16 protein-coding genes and 1 pseudogene are annotated in these 20230 nt (G+C 69.3%); 12 read left to right on the top strand and 5 right to left on the bottom strand.

Features of this window, described 5'->3' with window-relative positions:
- Nucleotides 1-107: 107 nt before the first annotated feature.
- Nucleotides 108-2201: a hypothetical protein gene (locus ACWBNA_RS38615; protein WP_482709208.1), complete on the top strand. Its 2094-nt coding sequence runs from the start codon at nt 108-110 to the stop codon at nt 2199-2201.
- Between the two features lie 646 nt (nt 2202-2847).
- A complete protein-coding gene (locus tag ACWBNA_RS38610; RefSeq protein ID WP_482709207.1) occupies nt 2848-3726 on the top strand; it encodes a helix-turn-helix transcriptional regulator in 879 nt (292 codons plus the stop codon).
- Between the two features lie 212 nt (nt 3727-3938).
- Here ACWBNA_RS38610 and ACWBNA_RS38605 read toward each other — a convergent pair whose 3' ends face one another.
- The 3 genes and pseudogenes from ACWBNA_RS38605 to ACWBNA_RS38595 all read right to left on the bottom strand — a co-directional run bounded on the left by ACWBNA_RS38605 (nt 3939) and on the right by ACWBNA_RS38595 (nt 5403).
- Nucleotides 3939-4232, bottom strand: coding sequence for a Dabb family protein (locus ACWBNA_RS38605; protein ID WP_086749595.1), 294 nt, complete (start codon nt 4230-4232; stop codon nt 3939-3941).
- Between the two features lie 32 nt (nt 4233-4264).
- Nucleotides 4265-4449, bottom strand: a pseudogene (locus ACWBNA_RS38600) (hypothetical protein).
- Between the two features lie 180 nt (nt 4450-4629).
- On the bottom strand, nt 4630-5403 hold the full coding sequence (locus ACWBNA_RS38595; protein ID WP_086749596.1) for an SDR family NAD(P)-dependent oxidoreductase: 774 nt from the start codon (nt 5401-5403) through the stop codon (nt 4630-4632).
- 404 nt (nt 5404-5807) lie between these two features.
- Here ACWBNA_RS38595 and ACWBNA_RS38590 point away from each other — a divergent pair, with 404 nt between their 5' ends.
- The 4 genes from ACWBNA_RS38590 (at nt 5808) to ACWBNA_RS38575 (ending at nt 9324) form a co-directional block, all read left to right on the top strand.
- Nucleotides 5808-6437 (top strand): TetR/AcrR family transcriptional regulator, encoded by a 630-nt coding sequence (locus ACWBNA_RS38590; protein WP_482709205.1) that lies wholly within the window; start codon nt 5808-5810, stop codon nt 6435-6437.
- A 461-nt stretch (nt 6438-6898) separates the two neighbouring features.
- On the top strand, nt 6899-7609 hold the full coding sequence (locus ACWBNA_RS38585; protein WP_482709204.1) for an SDR family oxidoreductase: 711 nt from the start codon (nt 6899-6901) through the stop codon (nt 7607-7609).
- Between the two features lie 91 nt (nt 7610-7700).
- Nucleotides 7701-8708 carry a DJ-1/PfpI family protein gene (locus ACWBNA_RS38580; RefSeq protein WP_482709203.1) on the top strand — a complete coding sequence of 336 codons (1008 nt, stop codon included), beginning with the start codon at nt 7701-7703 and terminating at the stop codon, nt 8706-8708.
- 217 nt (nt 8709-8925) lie between these two features.
- Nucleotides 8926-9324 (top strand): MerR family transcriptional regulator, encoded by a 399-nt coding sequence (locus ACWBNA_RS38575; protein WP_217459799.1) that lies wholly within the window; start codon nt 8926-8928, stop codon nt 9322-9324.
- 210 nt (nt 9325-9534) lie between these two features.
- Here the strand turns inward: ACWBNA_RS38575 and ACWBNA_RS38570 are convergent, their stop codons facing one another.
- Nucleotides 9535-10470 (bottom strand): NADP-dependent oxidoreductase, encoded by a 936-nt coding sequence (locus ACWBNA_RS38570; RefSeq protein ID WP_482709201.1) that lies wholly within the window; start codon nt 10468-10470, stop codon nt 9535-9537.
- A 194-nt stretch (nt 10471-10664) separates the two neighbouring features.
- On the bottom strand, nt 10665-10826 hold the full coding sequence (locus tag ACWBNA_RS38565) for a hypothetical protein (RefSeq protein WP_482709257.1): 162 nt from the start codon (nt 10824-10826) through the stop codon (nt 10665-10667).
- Nucleotides 10827-11091: 265 nt separating this feature from the next.
- Between ACWBNA_RS38565 and ACWBNA_RS38560 the strand changes: the two genes are divergently transcribed.
- The 6 genes from ACWBNA_RS38560 (at nt 11092) to ACWBNA_RS38535 (ending at nt 20159) form a co-directional block, all read left to right on the top strand.
- A complete protein-coding gene (locus ACWBNA_RS38560) occupies nt 11092-12345 on the top strand; it encodes an MFS transporter (RefSeq protein ID WP_482709200.1) in 1254 nt (417 codons plus the stop codon).
- An 84-nt stretch (nt 12346-12429) separates the two neighbouring features.
- A complete protein-coding gene (locus ACWBNA_RS38555) occupies nt 12430-13452 on the top strand; it encodes an aldo/keto reductase (protein WP_482709198.1) in 1023 nt (340 codons plus the stop codon).
- Between the two features lie 225 nt (nt 13453-13677).
- On the top strand, nt 13678-14526 hold the full coding sequence (locus ACWBNA_RS38550; RefSeq protein ID WP_482709256.1) for an aldo/keto reductase: 849 nt from the start codon (nt 13678-13680) through the stop codon (nt 14524-14526).
- Between the two features lie 143 nt (nt 14527-14669).
- Entirely contained in the window at nt 14670-15668 is a 999-nt protein-coding gene (locus tag ACWBNA_RS38545; protein ID WP_482709197.1) for an SMP-30/gluconolactonase/LRE family protein, read from the top strand.
- A gap of 1232 nt (nt 15669-16900) precedes the next feature.
- On the top strand, nt 16901-18427 hold the full coding sequence (locus ACWBNA_RS38540; RefSeq protein ID WP_482709196.1) for an aldehyde dehydrogenase family protein: 1527 nt from the start codon (nt 16901-16903) through the stop codon (nt 18425-18427).
- Between the two features lie 235 nt (nt 18428-18662).
- Nucleotides 18663-20159, top strand: coding sequence for an aldehyde dehydrogenase family protein (locus ACWBNA_RS38535; protein ID WP_482709195.1), 1497 nt, complete (start codon nt 18663-18665; stop codon nt 20157-20159).
- The last annotated feature ends 71 nt before the right edge of the window (nt 20160-20230 follow it).

Here is a 20230-nt window from a genome sequence, read left to right as displayed (position 1 = left end):
TGCGGGAGGCGGTTTGCCGTCGGTGCGGCTGGCCGGGGATCGTCGGCGCGGACGGCACCTGCCGGGGATGCCGGATCGCGGTCCGGCTCGGTCAGGACCCGGCGTGGGTGCATGCCGAGTTCGAACGGCGCGCCCTGCCTGCCGGGCGGCCGCTGCAACTGGCCGTGCGCATCGAAGGTCTGGCGCTGAACAGCAACCCGCTGCGCAACCGCGCCGCCTCGGGCCGGCGGCAGAGGCTCGCGCCGTGGGCCCGAGGCCGGGTACCGCCAGCCCTTGACGACCCCGTGGTGTGCGTGGAGGAAGCCCCCGGCCAGCTCGGGCTGTTCGCGCCCTGGCCCAGGACCTTTACCCGCGCCCACGGCCAGCGCATCCGCGGCCGGACCATCCCCGACTTCCCCGAAGTCCAGGCGGTGCTCCAGGAGATGGCCGCCGAACGCCGCGTCGGGCAGACCTGGCACTTCCACACGCAGGAGGGCGCCCGGCTCGCGCTGGCCGCCCGGCCCCCGGATGAGCGCCTGGTACACCCCGAGACGCTCGCGGATCTCCCGCAGATGGCGCCGACCCTGCACGAGGCCCTGAAGCGGGCCGGGCTGCTCGCACCGCCGCGGCCGCGGCTGGTGCCCTCTTGGATGTCCGCCGGCCTGGGCAGCTGTCGCGAGTGCCTGGCCTGGACGAACGAGCGGGACCAGCGGTGCGCGCCCTGCCTGGACTGGGGTGCCGGCCGCCAGGCTGCCCCGTGCCACCGGTGCGGCCGGTGGCTGCCGTTGCGCGACGACCACTGCCGGCGATGCGTGCTCACCGTCGCGGAGACCGACTACGACCTCGACGGCATCCGTCTGGACGGCGGCGACCAGCTCTGGTTCGGCGGTCCCCTTGCTCCACGCAGCAGGAAAGGCGGCCTCTACGGGCGCCGCCGTCTTCAGCGCAAGCGTCGTGAAGCCATCCGTGCCTCGCGGGCCGCCCGCCCTGTTTCCGAACATATCGCGCTGCCGGGCCAGCTGGAGCTCTTCCACCTGCCGCGCGACTGGACCCGCCTGGACGAACGACATCTCCCGGCCCTGACCCCGGCCGCCCGGATCCTGCTGAACGGGTTCGTCGCCCACATCAAGAGCCGCGGCTGGGACGCCGGCCGCATGAACGGGAGCATCCGCACCCTGCGCGTCCTGCTCGCCCACCTCGGAGCCGACGCCCCGCTGCCGGAGGAGGACGTACGGCTGATCGCCCGCCGCAAGCACTTCGAGGGCGCCCGCGTCATCAACTACCTGCGCCTGACCGGACGCCTCGCCCCCGACCTGCACTCGGATGCGGCTCTGGCCCGGGCCCGGCACCTCGCTGACACCGCCCCCGCCCCGTTCCGCGGCCCGATCAACCGGTGGATCGACGTCCTGTGCGGCACGGCTCCACGCCCCAGCCTGCCGCTCGCCCCGTCGACCGTCTGCTCCTACCTGCGCCTGGCCGCGCCCCCACTGCGCACCTGGTACGAAGACGGCGTCACCGACCTGCGAGCCGTCACCCGTACCCACATCGAACAGGCCCTCGAACCGATACAGGGAGAAGCCGCCAAGTCCCGGGCCACTGCCCTACGCTCACTGTTCCGGGCCCTCAAACGCGAAAAGCTCATCTTCCGAGACCCGGCCCGCACCGTCTCCCTGACCACCGCCGTCGTACTTCCGCGACCGCTGGCCGACGACATGCTGCGTGGTGCTCTCGACCGCCTCCCCCACGCCCGCGACCGGCTCAGCTTCGTGCTCGCCGCCGTGCACGCTCTGAGTACCCACGACCAGCGCCATCTGCTGTTGGACGACCTCGACCACAGCCGCGCCACCCTCCTCGTGCGCCGCACCGGCAAGCCCGTCCACACCCTCTACCTGGACGAACTCACCTACCGCCTGGCACGGCAGTGGCTCGCCGAACGCCACCGACGCTGGCCCACCACCACCAACCCCTACCTGCTGCTCACCGCCCATACCGCCACCGACGACAGCCAGCCCCCGGTATCGATCCAGGCGATCAACAAGCCCCTGCGCGCCCATGGCCACCAGGCCGGCCGCCTGCGCGTGGACCGCATCCTCAACGAGGCCCAGCACACCGACGACCCCCTCCACCTCATCCGCCTCTTCGGCCTCTCTCCCCGAACCGCCATGAAGTACATCCACGCCGCACACCCGCACCGCAGCCAACCCGACCCGATCACGTCCTGAGCAGCACGAGCTGTAGGAATGTGAGGTACTTGGGCACTCCCCTGGGACGTTAGTTGAGCACGGCCCGGCCGTCCTGCGGTGCCGGTACTTGAGCAGCGGATCATGCTGTCTGTCTGCAGGAACTGCGCACTCCGCTCGCGTGCCTGCGGCCTCGGCGAGTGAGCCGAGCGGCGGCTGAGGGGCTCTGCCCCTTGTTCTTGCCCAAGGTGATGACACGATTCTGGGCAATCTGCGCTACGGGCATACCCTGGCGGTCGCCGCGTACGTTTACACGGTCGGCCACGCAAGTGATCGGCGCACCCCGAAGCGAGTGCCGGGCCCCCGGCGGGGGAGCTCTCGTGGCCGGGCAGGGAACAGCTGATGAGGCAGCCATCACCTCGGTGGAGGATGTCGACTTCGTATGGGAAGCGGTGGCCGGGGCTGACTACGTTCCACCAGCCGGACCGAGCCAGACGCACGTCGCAGGGCATGAGGACCGGTGTGCGGACGGTGTGTTGCACTGGCCGCTATGGTGCGGCCCGGCCGGGATCCTGGGAGTGGTGCAATCCCCCAAGGGATCGCCTCCGGCCCTGCTGTGGGAGACCCTGCGGTGAGGGGTACTGACAGGGACCCCCACTGATCGCTTTGTTTTCCTACGCTGGGTTCCATGGACAACCGGGCCGAAGTCAGCGCATTCCTCACGTCCCGCCGCGCCAAGATCACGCCGGAGCAGGCGGGCATGCCGGTGTACGGGCAGCGGCGGGTGCCCGGGCTGCGCCGCGGTGAGGTCGCGATGCTGGCCGGGATGAGCGTCGAGTACTACACGCGTCTGGAGCGCGGCAATCTCACCGGGGTCTCCGACAGCGTCCTGGACTCCCTCGCCCAGGCGCTGCGGCTGGACGACACCGAGCGGGATCACCTCTACGCCCTGGCGCGGGCGGCCAACACCAGTGGGGCCCGGGTCCGACGCCGCCCGAAGAAGGCGACCGTGCGGCCCAGTGTGCTGCGCATCGTCGAGGGCCTGCACGATCAGCCGGCGTACGTGCGCAACAGCCGCATGGACATCCTGGCGGCCAATCCGCTCGCCCGCGCTTTGTTCAGCGAGGTGTTCGAGGCGGAGCCGGTCAACACCTGCCGGTTCGTCTTCCTCGACCCCCGCGCCGCCCGGCTGTTCCCCGACTGGGAACGCGTGGCCCGCGACGGAGTGGGGGTGCTGCGGGTCGAGGTCGCCAAGAACCCCTACGACCGGGAGCTGTCGAACCTGATCGGTGAGCTGTCCACCCGCAGCGACGTGTTCCGCACCATGTGGGGCGCGCATGACGTGCACGTCTTCACCGAGGGAACCAAGCGGTTCCACCATCCGGCGGTGGGCGTGATGGAGCTGGTGCACGAGTCGCTGGCCCTGCCCGGCGACGAGGGGCTGTCCATCACCGTGTACAGCGCCGAGCCCGGCACCCTGGCCGCGGACGCCCTGAAGCTGCTGGCCAGCTGGGCAGCGAGCCAGAACCGGGACGCGGCCGTCTCTGAGGCCGACACCGAGCACTGATCCCGGTCGGCACCTGCGGGACTCCCCGCCCCGGCACCGCCCTCAGGCCGTTCGGTCCGCTGCATCTCACGCTCGTCGCACCCGGCGTCACGTCAGCTCCGGCTATTAAGCGCGAGTTCAAGACAGGAGGCGCAGCGGTGTAAAAAGCCCCGCACCGTGCGAGAACGGGGCGGGAAGGCGCGGCCGTACCCTTCGAGAGTTCGGCGGACGGCTCAGAATTCGTAGTCGGCGATGATCCACGTGGCGATCTCGCGCCACAGCGCCACGCCCGCCTGGTGGCCCGGGTGGTCGAAGTACGTGTGCAGCGCGTCCACGTCGTCGAACGCGAAGTTGGCCGCGAAGTCGTAGGCGATGGGGCGGTCGGTGAAGTTCCAGCCGAGCTCGCAGGAGCGGATCTCCTTGATGCTGCCGTCGAGCGCGCGGAGGGCGTCCACACCCTTCATGACCCGCGGGTCATCGCGCTCGACGCCCTCGTTGAGCTTGAAGAGGATCAGGTGGCGGATCATATGAGCTCCAGGAGGGGAGTAAGGGGTGGGGGCTACTCAGCCTGGTCAGCGAGCCAGGTGAAGAAGTTGCCGACGGACTGAGCCGGGTTCGAGATGCCCTCGAACCCTGTCTGGACGTAGCCGACGGCGTTTCCCGGGTCCGTGACATCACGTACAGCACGAAGACCACGAGCTGGACGCGTTGGAGGCTGAGGGCCGCGCCGTCTTTGCGGCCCACCTGGTCGACACGAGCGCGGGCGGCCTGGAGACGGCGACCGCAGACTGCGCGGACTTCGAGCGCAACTACTTGTACCCGACCGCGCCTGCGCCGGCACCCTCGTCGACTGGGCCAAGACCTGTCTCAACCTCACGATCAAAACCGCGAGCAGGCCCAAGGACTCGCAGGACTTCGTGGTCGCTACTCGCGGAGCATCGCGCCGCCGTTGACCGACCAGACCTGCCCGTTGATCCACTCGCCGTCGTCGGACAGGAGGAACGCCACGATGCCGGCCAGGTCTTCCGGCTTGCCGAAGCGGGGGCTGGGAAGCGTCATGCGGGTGAATTCCAGCGCCTCCGGACTCAGAGCCATCGTCTGCGCGGATTCGGTCAGGACGACTCCGGGAGACACGCAATTGCAGCGGATGCCCTGCTTGCCCCAGCGGGAGGCGATGTGACGGGTGAGTGCGTTGATCCCCGCCTTGCTTGTCTGGTACGCCGCGCGCTGGTGGTCGCCCACGTGCGCCGCGAGGGAGGAGGTGTTGACGATGGCACCACCGCCCTGTTCCAGCAGGAGGGGAAGGACTGCGCGGCTGGTGAGCGCGAAGCCGATCAGGTTCACTTCCAGGGTGCGCCGCCATACGGCCGGGTCCATGTCGAGCAGATCGCCGTCACGGCCCAAGGTCTCCGCCGAGACGTCGGCGGCGACGTTGTAGAGGCCGTCGACGCCGCCGAGTTGGGAGACGGCGGTGTCGACGAGCGCACGAACCGAACGCTCATCGGCGAGATCGAACTCGACGGCGAAAGCCGTTGCGCCCGTACTGGTGATGCGCTTGGCGGTGGCCTCGGCCGCGTCGATATTGATGTCACCGACCACGACCGCCGCGCCCTCGGCCGCGAGCCGCTCGGCGGTGGCCGCGCCGATCCCGGAGGCACCTCCGGCGACGACGATGCGCTTTGTGTTGAGTCCCTGCATTGCACTACTCCTTGTCTGTTCCGGCGCCGCAGCGATCGTCTGCTGGTAACGCCTCGTGGGGGATTTGCGGGTCTGATGTCGACCCGCAATCTCGAACTGGGGACCGTCGTCCGCGCTCTCAGTCCCTTGCGGGTGGAACCCGGCGGGGCAGATCAGTCCTGCGGTACCAAGGGCTGCCTCCTCCAGTCCCCCGGGAGCCTCGGTCAGCAGTACGACGATGTCTCCCTCTTCCCGGTGATCAAAGACGTCGGGGCGATCAGGGCGCACTGCCTGGCGCCCACTTGGCTTCGTCCACGGTGAGCTTCATGGGGGTTCGTCATTCGACCGGAAGCTCTACTTCAGATAACACAATATCCGACACTCGTCGGAAAACCAACACTTGTCGGTTAGATAGAGTGTGGGCCATGACCACGTCCCGACGGAACGCACCGGCAGGCGACCGCCGCGTACGGCGTACTCACGCAGCCCTGCAGGGAGCACTGATCAAGCTCGTCGAGGAGCAGGACCTGGGGCAGATCAGCGTCGCGGACGTGGCGGAACAGGCCGGGGTGAACCGCACGACCTTCTACGACCACTACCGGGACGTGCACGAACTGGCCGAGGCCGCCTGCACCGCGACGATCGACACCCTCATCGAGTCCCTCCCCGCCCTCGACCCCGCTCCGGCGGCCCCGGATGCGGAACCCGCCCGATCACTCGTCGCGTTCTTCGAGAACCTCGCCGAACACGCCGGCCTCTACCGCAGCCTCCTTGGACCACAGGGCAGCGCCCGCGTCATCGACCACATCCGCAGCCGCATCTCCGCCAACGTCCACGTCACCGTGCGCCTCAACGCCGGCGCTGCGCCGGACAGCGTCTCGACGACCAACATCCCCCACGACGTACCCGCCGCATTCACCGCCGGGGCACTCCTCGGCGTGGCCACCGACTGGCTCCAACGCGACAGCCCCCGCACACCGAACGAGATGGCCGAACTGACCTGGCAACTCCTCGTCACCCACCACCCCACCGACGCCCGGCATGCCACAACATGAGGTGATCCTGCGGCTCGCGAGCCTCGAGAAGAATCGCCCGCGAACGACGATTAAGACCGCAGTCGACAGCGCGAAGGGCTGGAGGAGAGGCTGGGCGGCGGGGATCGACGGTCATGCGGCTGGGAGGAAAACACCTTCGCGCCCCAGCTCTACACGCCCCGCGCCGCCGTCGCGTCCGTGCCGCAGGGGAGTTCGCCGTAAGCCGGGGGCGGACAAGCATTCCGAATCCCGCACCCAGGCCAGGCTTTGAAGCCACCCGGCCCGACTCCGGCCTGGTGCTGCTGGACGGCCGCCGCCCGCCCGCGCGACGGCGCGGGGATCACCGTGAGGCAGCGGCGTCTGCCTTCTCGTCTCACCCTGAAAAGACTTGCACCTGACGTTAGCGTGAGGTTCTAGCGTGGCTGTTGTCGGGCCCATCAGGGCGCTGCCGACGATGCATACCTACGTGAAGGACCACCCCCATGCACATCGCCAGCTCCGTCGCCCTTGTCACCGGTGCGAGCCGCGGCCTCGGCCGCCACTTCGTCACCCAGCTGCTGGAGCGGGGAGCGGCGAAGGTGTACGCCACCGCACGCAACCCCGAGAGCGTTGATCTGCCCGGAGCGGAGGTGCTGGCACTCGACATCACCGACCCGGCTTCGGTCGCCGCCGTGGCGGAAGCCGCCTCGGACGTGACGCTGCTGGTCAACAATGCCGGCATCATCACCATCAATGGCCTGGTCAACGGTGACCTGGACCAGATCGAACTGGAGATGGACACCGCCTACTACGGCCCGTTGCGCATGGTCCGGGCCTTTGCCCCGATCCTGAAGGCGGGTGGCGGCGGGGCGATCGTCAACGTCCTGTCGGTCGGGTCCTGGACCCCCTCCGAACACTGGGGTGCCTACAGCGCGGCCAAGGCCGCCGCGTGGAGCCTGACCAACAGCGTCCGCCTCGAACTCTCCGCACAGAACACCCTGGTCACCGGCCTGTACATGGGACCCACCGACACCGACATGGCCAAGGGACAGCCATTCGAGAAGAACGATCCGGCCGACGTCGTCAGGGCCGCACTCGACGGGGTCGAGGCCAAGCAGTCCGAGGTCATCGCCGACGCGCTGACCGCGCGGGCCAAGGCCAACCTGGCTCTGGACCCCGCCGTGGTCTACACACCGGCCGCGACCGCCGCCTGACATCCCAGGATCGCCCACCACAGCGCGACGGTCCGTGACCGATAAGCGCGCCCTCCATTCCCCCAGCTCGCAGCATGAAAGAAGGCCCGCCATGAACGCCCCCACCTCCTCGTCCAGGCCCAAGGCACTGATCGTCGTCCCGTCGGCTGCTCTTCTGCCGCTCACCGCACCGGCAGACCACCCCGGCGTCTCCACCGGGTTCTATCTGGTCGAACTGGCGCAGATCCTCAAGGAATTCGGCGACGAGTACGACTTCACCTTCGCCACCCCCGGCGGGCTCGTCCCGCAGCTCGAGATCAACGGCCTGGCCCTGTCGATGCACGCCGGCGCCAAGTTCAGCTCCGCAACGGTCTCCGCCACCGCGGCACAGGCGTTCCGCTTCGATGTCGACACCTTCCGTGCCAAACGGCCAGGACTCGTCGCCCGCCGGGACAGTGAACTCGCCCTCGCCCGCCGCTACCTGGGCCGCCTGCCCGTTTCCGAGGCGCTGCCGGGCAGTGACAAGGAGGTCGTGGTGCTGCGGGACGACCTGATCAAGTCGATGCAGGACCTGCCGGAGCACACCTACCAGTCCATCGAGCAGATCGTGCACAGACACCGTGCCCCCGAGGACGCCTTCGACCTGAGCGCGTTCGACTTCGTGCACATGCCCGGCGGCCACGCCCCCATGGTCGACTTCGTCGACAACCCCTGGCTCGGCGAACTCCTGCACACCCTGCGCGAGAACCAGGTGCTGATCTCGCTGATCTGCCACGCCCCCATCGCCATGGCCTCGGCCAAGTACCGGGTGGGTGCTGACGGCACCGTCATCACCGACCTCGACCACGCCTTCAACGGCGTGCGGGTGACCACGGTCGCCAAATCCGCCGAACTCTTCGTCCTCAGCAACGGCTACCTCAAGATCCCCGGCAAGAAGGTACGGATGGGCTACTTCATCGACGAAGCCCTCAGGAGCGCCGGCTACAAGGTGGAGACGACCACCAACCCGACCGCCATCAAGGTCATCTGGGAGGAAGGTGTCCGCCTGCTCACCAGCAACGGTCCCCAGTCGATCGACGAGCACGCCGCCCGTCTGCGCACCCTCCTGCCGAGCCACTGACCCTCACCCTCCCGGCACCGCCGGGACCACAGACTTGGCGCATGCCATCCACGGATGGCATGCGCCAGATCGGCATGTCCACCTGATTTCACCGTGATCCGGCACGCTGCTGCCCGGACAAGAAGAAGGGCCCGTGATGACGACGTCAGCTACGCTGAAACCTCACACTGACGTCAGGGACAACTCTGGCGCCACGCCAACCCGGCAAGGAGGAGCAATGCGGATCGGAGAGGTCGCCGAACAGGCGGGCGTGAGCGTGCGGGCGCTGCGGTACTACGAGGAGCAGGGGCTGCTCGGCGCCACCCGTACCGGCGGGGGGCAGCGACAGTACCCGGACGGCGCGGTCGCCCGGGTCAGGATGATCCAGCAGCTGTACGCCGCCGGCCTGGCGAGCAGGCTTGTTCGCGAGGTCCTGCCGCGGTGCATGAACGAGGGCCCCTCGCCCGTCGGGTTCAGCGACAGCCTCATCACCGAACGGGCCCGCATCGACCGCCAGATCGGCGATCTGACGGCAGTGCGCGCCCGCCTCGACGAGATCATCGCGGTGGCGACGGACCCGAGCCACCCGCACCACAGCCATCCCGTACGCGGCGGCATCGCCGCCAGTACCGCCTGAGGCGGTCTTGGCGCACACCACTGATCAGTGGTGTGCGCTAAGACCGCCTCAGCTACCGACCCCATCGTCGCCTCGGTGGGGTCGCCGCGCGCGAAACGTCGCCCGCCTGGCTGCACGGCCTCGTCACGGCCTGTGCGTCCGGTACCGGACGGCGACGGCTTCTGTCCCAGCTGGGACAGAAGCCGTCGTGCGAGAGGGTGGGTGTCGTGCTCAGTCCATGGTGAGGACGACACGTCCCTGGAGCCCGCCCCTGGTCATGCGGGCGTATGCCTGCGCGGCCTCCTGCAGCGGGTAGGTCTCGGCCACGCGCAACGCCAGGTCTCCGGCCGCGGCCAGATCGGACAGCGTCGAAAGCATCGCTCCGTCCGGGCCGACCTGCGTCAGGAGGACCCGGATGCCCCGCTCGGTCTGGGGCAGGGCGTCGAGCCGTGTGGTCACGAACCTGCCGCCGTCCGCCACCGCCCCGATGGCTGCCTGCCCCAGCCTGGCCGTGTCGAGAACGGCGTCGACTCCTTCGGGGCGCACCGTGCGGACGGTCTCGACGAGAGGCTGCGACGCCGGCACGTACACGTCGGCCCCTGCCACCTTGGTCGCGAACTCTCCCTCGGGCGAGAGGTCGGTCGCGATGACCACGGCTCCCCGGCGCTTGGCCAGCTGCACCGCGTAGCCGCCGACCGCCCCCTCCGCCCCGGTGATGAGCACGGTCTGGCCCGCCTGGATGCCGAGCAGTTCGACGGACTGGGCCGCGGTCAGGCCGTTGAGGGGGATGGTGGCGGCGTGGACGGGGTCGACACCGGCGGGCGCCGCGGCGATCGCCTGGGAAGGAACCACGATGTACTCGGCCTGGCCCCGGTTCAGCCCCAGGGGCAAGCCGTGACTGAACGCGATGACGGGCTGTCCGGGTGTCCAGTGGATACCCGGGCCGACGGCGTCGACGATGCCAGCGACATCCCAGCCGAGGCCATATGCGGCCCCCTCCGGCGGAGCCGGGAAGAAGCCCCCGCTCCAGGCCGCCACATCGGTCGGATTGAGCGCGGCCGCCTGGACCTTGATACGAATCTCGCTCAAGCCCGGAACAGGCTTCTCGACCTCGGCGACCTCGACGACGTCCGGACCGCCGAGCGAACGGTAAACGGCTGCGCGCATGAGTACTCCTGCTGTCGGTCGCACCTGCTCACAGCAGACGCGGAAGATCGTTGACGTAAGGAGGCGATGTCCGCAGGGAGCTGCGGAGCGCCAACAGCCACCACGCTAAAACCTGACGCCAACGTCAGGTGCAAGTCGGGCAGCGTTCGGCACGATCAGCCCGTTCTCCGGCAGGCCCGGGTACAGCACCGAGGTCATTCGGGATCTCCCTGCGGGTGACGGGAGCGGGCAACCCAGTTCGGGCGTTGCCCGGCGTTGTCGGTGATCAGGGCGGCGGCCTCGTGCAGGTAGCAGGAGGCGTCACCGTCGCGGTCCGGCTCGATCTGCTCCGCCCGGCGGGCGGCGGTGCTGACCACCTGCTCGAGCATCGGTGAGGACGGCCCGCCTCCCGTGCCGCGGCCGGTACCCCGATCCGCGGTGCACACGCTCACGTTCTCGGCATGAGGGGGTCCCTGCTGTTACCCCTCACAAGCGTGCCTGTCTGCCGCTCTCGACTGCTGGTTTCGTGGAATGCGGCGGGCCAGAAGTGCTCCGCCCGCACCACCTACGGCGCGCACGCCGCTTTGCCGGAACGCCTCCGGATGACCGGGGCCCGCGCCGGCTCTCTTGAAAGGATCGTCAGTGAGTTCCCCCTCGTCCACGAAGCCGGATCCCTCGGCCGCCGCGCCCCTCACGGGTGACGGCGGCACAGCAGCGCCTGCCGGGAAGGCCAAGCTGCCGCCGGTGGTGTGGCTGCTGGGTGCCATCACCTTCATCATGGGCACCAGCGAGTTCGTCGTCTCCGGCCTGCTGCCGGAGATTTCCGGAGCGCTCAGTGTCAGCGTCTCCAGCGCCGGAACGCTGATCACCGCCTTCGCCGTCGGCATGATGATCGGCGCGCCCGTGATGTCCATAGCGACCCGGCGCCTGCCGCGTCGCTCGGCCCTGGTCGCCGCGCTGCTGGTCTTCGCCGCGGGTCACGTCCTCAGCGCGCTCAGCTCCAGCCTGGGGCTCGCGCTCGTCGGCCGGGTCGCCGCCGCGCTGGGCAACGGCACCTTCTGGGCCGTGGGCGCGGTGGTGGCGACCGCCGCCGCCGGACCGGCCGCCAGCACCCGTGCCACGGGCGTCATGGTCGGCGGCATCACCCTCGCCAACATCGTCGGCGTCCCGCTCGGTACGGCAGCCGGCCAACTGGGCGGCTGGCAGGCCCCCTTCTGGATGCTCGCCGCTCTCGCCGTGGCCGCCGCCGTGGTGGTGGCCCGCCGGCTGCCCGCCGACACCACACGCACCGACACCTCCCTGCGCGCCGAGACGGCCGCGCTCAAGCATCCGCGCCTGTGGCTGGTCTACCTGGCCATCGCGCTCATCCAGGCCGGCATCATGGGTGCCTACAGCTACGTCGCCCCGCTGCTGACCGAGCGGGCCCACCTCGCGAGTGCCGTGGTGCCGCTGGCGATGCTCGGCTTCGGCATCGGCGCCCTGGCCGGCACCACGGTCGGTGGACGCCTCGGCGACCGCCGGCCCTACACCACGCTCATCCCGGCCACCGCAGTCACGGCCGCGATCCTGGGCGCCATCACCCTGTGGGCGACCAACAGTGTCGTGGCCGTGGTCCTGGTCGTGCTGCTCGGCGCAGCCGGCTTCGCCTGCAACCCCATCGTGGTCGGCGAGGTCGTCCGCATCGCCGGAGCCGGCCGGTCCCTGCCCATGGCCCTGGCCACGTCCGCCTTCCAGGTCGGCATCGCCACAGGTTCCTGGCTCGGCGGCATCGCCCTGACCTCCAGCCTGGGCCTCAAAGGCCCGTCGCTGACCGGCTTCGCCTTCGCTCTCGCGGCCCTGCTGCCGCTGGGCCTGCTGGCCGCCTCCCACCGCAAAGCGGAATCAGCGCGGAGCTGACACCGGTCGGAGAGGCCGGGCCCTCCCCGTGCAGCATCCGACACCTCGATCCGAGCAAGCCGTACAAGACAGTTGGAGACCACCATGGAGCACCGTCTGCTGGGCCGGACCGGCCTGTCCGTCAGCGAAATATGCCTGGGCGCGATGATGTTCGGCCCGTGGGGCAACCCCGACCACGACGAGGCCACCCGGACCATCCAACGCGCCCTGGACGCCGGCATCAACTTCATCGACACCGCCGACGTCTACTCCCACGGCGAGTCCGAGGAGATCGTCGGACGGGCCATCAAGGGCCGCCGGGACAACATCGTCCTGGCCACCAAGTTCCACAACCCCATGGGGGACGACCCCAACCAGCGCGGCAACTCCCGACGCTGGATCATGCGGGCCGTCGAGGACTCGCTGCGCCGGCTGGGAACCGACTACATCGACCTCTACCAGGTGCACCGGCCCTCACCCGACACGGACATCGAAGAGACCTTGGGCGCCCTGACGGACCTGGTACGCCAGGGCAAGGTCCGCTACCTCGGCTCCTCCACCTTCCCCGGCAGCCAGATCGTCGAAGCCCAGTGGGCCGCCCACGACAGGCGCCTGGAGCGGTTCGTGTGCGAACAGGCCCCGTACTCCATGCTCGTGCGAGGCATCGAGGCCGACGTCCTGCCGACCGCGGCCCGGCACGGCATGGGAGTGATCACCTACAGTCCGCTCGCCGGTGGCTGGCTCTCGGGCCGCTGGCGCCAGGACGCCGACCTGCCCACCCCGTCCCCGGCCCGGCAGCGCCTCGCCGACCGCTTCGACATGTCCCTGCCGGTCAACCAGCGAAAGCTGGAGGCGGCCGAAGCCCTCGCCCACCTGGCCGAGGACAACGGAATGACGCTGATCGAGATGGCCATCGCGTTCGCGCTCAACCATCCCTCGGTCGTCTCGGTCCTCATCGGCCCGCGCACGCTCCAGCATCTGGACACGCAACTGCCCGCGGCCGACGTGGTCCTGGACCCCGCGGTCCTGGACCGCATCGACGCCATCGTCACCCCCGGCACGGTCATCAACCCGGCCGACAGCAGCTTCGCCAACCCCGCCCTGGAACCGGCGGTCCGCCGACGCTGACCAGGGACTTACACGGAACACGGAACCGCCGCCGCCTCCGGCGTGACGCTGCCGGACGACCTGCTGGCGGCCGTCGACCAGGCCCTCGGCGACGTCTCCGTCACCGAACCCACCCTCGCCCCTTCCGCCCAGGCCGGCATCAAGCACCGCTGAGCAGACGGCTGCTGCCCGGCCGACGCCCCCACACACAGCCAGAAAGCGAAGGTCTCCGCCATGACCGGCAAGATCCCCCAGGTTTCCCTCAACAACGGCGTTCAGATGCCGATTCTCGGCTTTGGCGTCTTCCAAATCCCCGAAGACCAGACCCAGCAGGCGGTGGAGGCCGCGCTCGAAGCCGGCTACCGCCTGCTCGACACCGCCGCCGCGTACGAGAACGAGCGCGCCGTGGGCAGGGCCATCGCCGCCAGCGGCATCCCCCGCGACGAGCTGTTCGTCACCACCAAACTGTGGGTCCAGGACTACGGCCAGGACAGTGCCGAGCGCGCCTTCGACCGCTCACTCGACCGCCTCGGTCTCGACCACCTCGACCTCTACCTGACCCACCAGCCCTTCGGCGACTACTACGGGTCATGGCGGGCCATGGAGGACCTCAACCGGGCCGGTCGTACCCGGGCGATCGGGGTCAGCAACTTCTACCCCGACCGGCTTGCCGACCTCATCACCCACCACGAGATCGTCCCCGCGGTCAACCAGATCGAGACGCACGTGTTCTTCCAGCGCGTGGGCGACCAGAACCTGATGCGTGAGCACGGCGTCCAGCACGAGTCCTGGGGGCCGCTCGCCGAAGGCGGCCAGGGCTTCTTCGACAACCCCGTGCTCGTCGACATCGCCCGCGCCCACGACAAGTCCGTCGCCCAGATCGCCCTTCGCTGGCTCGTCCAGCGCGAGATCGTCGTGATCCCGAAGTCGGTGCGGCCCGAACGCATGGCAGGAAACCTCGACGTCTTCGACTTCCAGCTCACCGCCGACGAGATGGCACGCATCGCCGGCCTGGACACGGGCCGCAGCCACATCTTCGACCACCACGACCCCGAAAAGGTCACGTGGCTCGGCGGGGTGCGGTTCGACACCTGATGCCGCGCTGCGTCTCGCTCCCGTAGTCACCCATCCGCAGTCAGTTTTCCCGCCGCCAGGTGGTCAGCCGGGGGAACCATCCGGCCCAGGAACGTGCGGCACCGCTCCGTCGTCCTCCAGCCGCTTGCACAGGAAGCAACACCATGCGCATTCGCGTCACTCACGCCGCAGCGATCCCTGCTCTCGCGGCCGTTCTCGTCTCGACGCCGTCGGCGTCCGCCGCCACCGCAGCAGACCGTTCACAGCCGGTCATCACCCAGGTGAAGACCGCGGCCGCGTTCAACTTCGCCTGCGGCGACTCACCCGAGAACATCACCGCCAACCCGGACGGCTCCCTGACCGTGTCCCTACTGGGCGCCCCCGCGAACAAGCCGCCCAAGCTCGTGCGCATCACCGCATCCGGGCAGCGCACCACCCTCGTCACCGGGCACCAAGGCGATCAGATCACCGGCAACACCCGCGGCAACGACGGCACCGTCTACTACAACGTGAACTCCGACGACGCCTCCCGGAACGGGACCTGGAAACTCCCCCCACACGGCCGTCCCCAGCGTCTGGCCGCCCTGCCCGCCGACGGCCTGCCCAACGGCCTGGCCATCGATCGGACGGGCCGTACCCTCTACGCCCCCGACAGCTACAACGGCACGGTATGGGCCGTGCCCGTCTCCCGCGGGGCGGCGAGGGTCTGGCTGACCGGCCCGGAGCTCGCACCCGACCCCAAGACGTCCCTCAAGCTGGGCGTGAACGGCGTCCGCTTCCACAAGGGCGCTGTATGGGTGAGCAACTTCAACCAAGGCACGCTGCTGAGGATCCCGGTCACCGCCCACAAAGACCCGGGCCCCATCCAGACCGTCGCCGACAAGCTCCCCGACTTCGACGACTTCTCCTTCCTCAACAACCACTCAGACACCGTCTTCGCCGCGCAGAACGACCCGACTGACCGGGTCAGCGTCGTGCACCCGAACGGGACCCACGAGACTGCCCTGACCGTCGACGACGGCCTCGCCTCCCCCACCACCACCGCCGTACGCGGCAACCAGCTGTACATCGCCAACGCCGGATTCAACGCACCCCACGACGCAAAACTGCAGCGCGGAACCATCAACCTCCACGCCCTCACCGCGCACTCCCGGCACCACTGAACCGCCCGGCGAGCCCGACCATCCACCAAGCGGGCTGAAGTCGCCGCCACCGGCCGGTGTCATGAACCGCCCAGGTGGTCCCGAGCCCGCCGCAGCTCTCCCCCACCGCAGCGTGAGCCGCACAACGCAGCACGGCCAGTTGCCCGATCGTCTGCACTCCCAGGGCACTACGCGTCTTGGCCTGGGAATGCCGGATCCCGTACAACTCGCCGACCGGAAGTGGCCGAGGACGTTCGCGGTGTCGGACGCCAACACGTGAAAGACGCCGCTCACCCCCGCACGCGAAGACGCCATGGCCGCAACGCCCCAGGAAGAGCCGATCCCCACAACCGTGCCCAGGCTGTACAAAGCAGCAGTCTGAAGCCCAGCCGCTGCGCCAGACCGACCGGGCCGACACCTAACAGCCACAGAGCGCCGCCTACCTGGGCAACGGCCACCGACGGTGCAACGACCGGGCGAGCGGGGTAAACCGCTCGCCCACCTCCATGAGCTCCCCGAGCCCTTCGCCCAGGCGAAGCCTCATGTGGAAGAAGACCACTCCTTCACCACACCCTCCCGAGCACAGGCCGTACGAACCCCTGTTGCCTCAACCGGCTGGACGATCGCCGTCTCGACCTCAAGTGGCCAGCCAGTTCGCTGCCTTGGGCCCTCAGGAATCCGCGAACCTGTCGGCTTCACCTGGTGGCAGTTCCCGTTGGTGGGTGGATACCGAACCGGGTGAGGGCGCGGTGCGGGAGGCGGTGCTCGATCCGGTGGTCGGTGAACTGGGCGAGGTGCTCCGGGTCGTTGGCCTGAACCGGCAGTCCCCGGACCGTGTGGTGCCCGACATGAGAAACCGCGGTGCGTGTTCACCAGCGCCGGTTCGCAGGTGATCACGCTCAAGCATGGGCTGAGCCCGAGACCCTGCACGCCCGCCCGCCGCTCGGCCGGTTCGGGTCGCTTGAAGGTAACTGTCGCCGCTGCGACCTCGATGAGGGCAGCGGCGTTGTGACGTTCCTGGGGGACTTGCTGAGTAGCAGGAATCTTGCAAGCTATCAAACGCTTGACACAATGCAGTCGATTGATATTCTGTGGGTTGTCAGGCTCGCGAGCCTTCGCTGAAGTCATTCATGTCGGCGCGCCCCCGCCGCCGCGCGGCGGCCCTTCATCGCGCCGAAGGCCGTGTCGGCCGTCTGCCCCCACCCGCAGGGTGCTGCTCGGGTGTCGGCGGGCCCAAGGAAGTGGGAAAGTTCATGATCAACAACACCCCGACGATCACGCGTGACGGAGCCATCGGGCAGGACGGCAACCAGGTGGTCACCGTCGATCAGGCCACCGGGGCGGAGTTCGCCCGGTACCCCGTGGCCGGCAAAGAAGAGGCGGTCGCGGCTGTCGCTGCCGCACGCTCGTCCGCCGGGCCCTGGTGGGACCTCGGATTCGAGGGCCGTGCGGAGCGACTGCGTGCGTGGCGGCGGGAGATAGCCGTAGGCGGCGAGGAGGGGGCCGCCCTCATCCACACCGAAAACGGCAAGCCTCTGGACGACGCCCGTGTCGAGGTGCTCGGGATTCTGGAGCACGTGCAGTACGCCATCGAGAACGCCGAGCGCGTACTGGGACGCCGGGAGCTCCCCGCCAGCCCCACCGTGCCCAACCAGCGAGCATGGGTCGAATACCAGCCCTACGGCGTCGTCGGTGTCATCGGCCCGTGGAACTTCCCCCTCCTGACGCCGGGGGCCATCCTGATCGAGGCGATCGCGGCCGGAAACGCCGCCATCCTCAAGCCCAGCCAGATCACGCCCGGCGTCGGGGAGTGGATCGTCCGGACCTGGCAGCGTGCGGTCCCCGACTTCCCGGACGTCCTCCAGTGCCTCAACGGATTCGGGGCCACCGGCGGAGCGCTCATCGAGGCCGGCCTGAACAAGCTCGCGTTCACCGGCAGCGTCACCACGGGCAGGACGGTGGCCGCCCAGTGCGCGCAGACCCTGACTCCCGTACTGCTGGAACTCGGGGGCAAGGACGGCGTCATCGTGGCTGAGGACGCCGACCTGGACGAAGCCGCCAGGCACGTGGTCTGGGGCGCCATCCAGAACACCGGCCACGGCTGCATCAGCCTCGAAGTGGCCTACGTCGCCGAGTCGGTTCACGACGAGTTCGTCGAGAAGATCAGCGACCTCGCCAAGCAGGTACGCGTCGGCAGCGACGAGGACGCGGAGATCGGGCCGGTTCCCCTGCCCACCCAGATCCCGATCATCCGGGAGCACATCCAGGACGCTCTCGATCGCGGCGCGACAGCCACGGTCGGTGGCGTCGAGGCGGTGGGGGAACGCTATGTCACTCCCACCATCCTCGTCGGCGTGAGCCCCGACGCCCTGGCGGTGACGGAGGAGACGTTCGGGCCCACGCTGGCCGTCGTCAAGGTCGCCGACGCGGAGGAGGCCATCGCGCGCATCAACGCAGGGCGGTACGGACTGGGCAGCGCCGTCTTCAGCCGCGACCGCGGCGAAGCCATCGCCCGTCAACTCCGCGTCGGAATGACCAGCATCAACGACGCCCTGGTGTTCTCCATCAACCCCGCCGTGCCCTTCGGCGGTCGCGGCGACAGCGGCTACGGGCGCAAGCAGGGCGAGGAGGGACTCCGGGAGTTCGCCTACCCGCACTCCTTCACGGCCAAGACCGGCCCAGCCCAGTTCTCGGCGACCACCTTCGGCAGGCCCGCGGGCGCGATGGCGGGAGCCCTCGCCGGCGTACGCAACAGGATCCTGGCCGAAGACGGCCAGTAGAAGCGGGTTCGCGCGGTGGGGGCGACGACGGGTTGATCGCCGCCGGGGAACCGGAGATCCCCGGCGAAGGTCTCCACCGGCTCGGCGGACTTCGAGAGGGCTTCCGAGCGCTGGAACGCCGAGACACGAACGGCCAGATCGTTCTCATGCCCTGGGGGGCCATCACCAAGCGACGGCTGCCGCATCCGGCGAGCGAGTCGTCACCCCGCAGCACATCCCTGAACGGAGCAGAACCATGGCAAGGTCGTCACAACCCGAACGCACGATCCGTACCCGGTGGTCGTCCGAGGACGCCGCCGATCAGTTCACCGTCGACAACCCCGCGACCGGCGCGCCGCTCGCCGTCGTGCAGGGCGCAGGCGACAAGGAAGTCGACCAGGCTGTTCAGACGGCCTACGACGCGCACTTCTCCTGGAAGGCCCGCACCGCCCGCGAACGCGGCAGCTGGCTGCGGAAGGTCGCCCAGGCGGTGCGCGAGCACGCCGACGAGATCGCGGTCCTGGAGTGCAGTGACAACGGCAAACCCCTTTCCCAGGCGCGCAATTGGGACGTGAACGCGGCGATCGGGATCTTCGAGTACTTCGCGAGCCTGTGCGACTCCATGCCCGGCCAGGTCAACGACGGCGGAAGTCTGCTGGACATCACGGTGCTCGAACCCTACGGCGTCATCGGCGCGATCGTGCCGTTCAACTGGCCGCCGATCCACACCGCGAGCAAGCTGGCCCCGGCGCTGGCCGTCGGCAACGCGGTGGTGATCAAGCCGCCGGAGCAGGCCCCGCTGTCGGCCCTGCGCATGGTGGAGATCATCCAGTCCGTCCTGCCCGACGACGTGGTGCACATCATTCCGGGCACCGGCCCGATCGGGTCGCAGCTCGCGGGGCACCCGCTCGTCGGCAAGGTCTCGTTCACCGGGTCGCCCACCACCGGCGTCTCCGTCATCAAGACCGCGGCCGACAACCTGACCCCGACCCTGATGGAGCTCGGCGGCAAGGACCCGTTCATCATCTTCGAGGACGCGGACCTCGACCTGGCGCTGCCGTGGGCGATCGAGGGAGGTCTCTTCAACCAGGGTGAGGCCTGCACTTCGGCGTCCCGCGTCCTGGTGCACGCCGACATCTACGACGAGGTCGCGCGCCGCTACGGCAACGCGGTGAAGCGGCTGCGTGTCGGTAACGGCGCCGACCCCGGCACGCACATCGGACCGATGGTGTCCGCCGCCCAGCGCAAGCGGGTGCTCGACTACATCGACATCGGCGTCCAGGAGGGGGCCACGATCGCCGCACAGGCGCCGCTCCCCGACGACCCGGAGCTGGCAGGCGGCTTCTACGTCGCACCGACGCTGTTCACCGGCGTCAGCCCGGACATGCGCATCGCGAAGGAGGAGATCTTCGGCCCGGTCATCTCGATGATCCCCTTCCGTGACGAGGACGAAGCCGTCAGGATCGCCAACGGCACCGACTTCGGCCTGGTCGCCGCGGTGTTCACGCCGAATTCAGAGCGCGCGCTGCGGGTCAGCCGCGCCCTGCACACCGGGTTCGTCTTCGTGAACAACTACAACCGGAACTTCACGGGCGCGCCGTTCGGCGGTGTCGGTGCGAGCGGCTTCGGCCGGGAGACCGCGGCGGAAACCCTGCGCGAGTACGGCTACAGCAAGAACATCCGCCTGGTCTCCGGGAGGGGCGAGATCCCGCGCTGGGCGCCGTCCCTCGAGGTGACCGGACACGAGGAATGAACGACCCGGTCTTCGAGGCACCGTGACCGCCTCCCCGGTGCGGCGCGGGTGGGTCGCGCTCCGCGGTGGCC

Source organism: Streptomyces sp. Q2 (assembly GCF_056820935.1).
The sequence above is the reverse complement of the archived record's forward strand: the minus strand, read 5'-3'. Positions and strand labels throughout refer to the sequence as shown.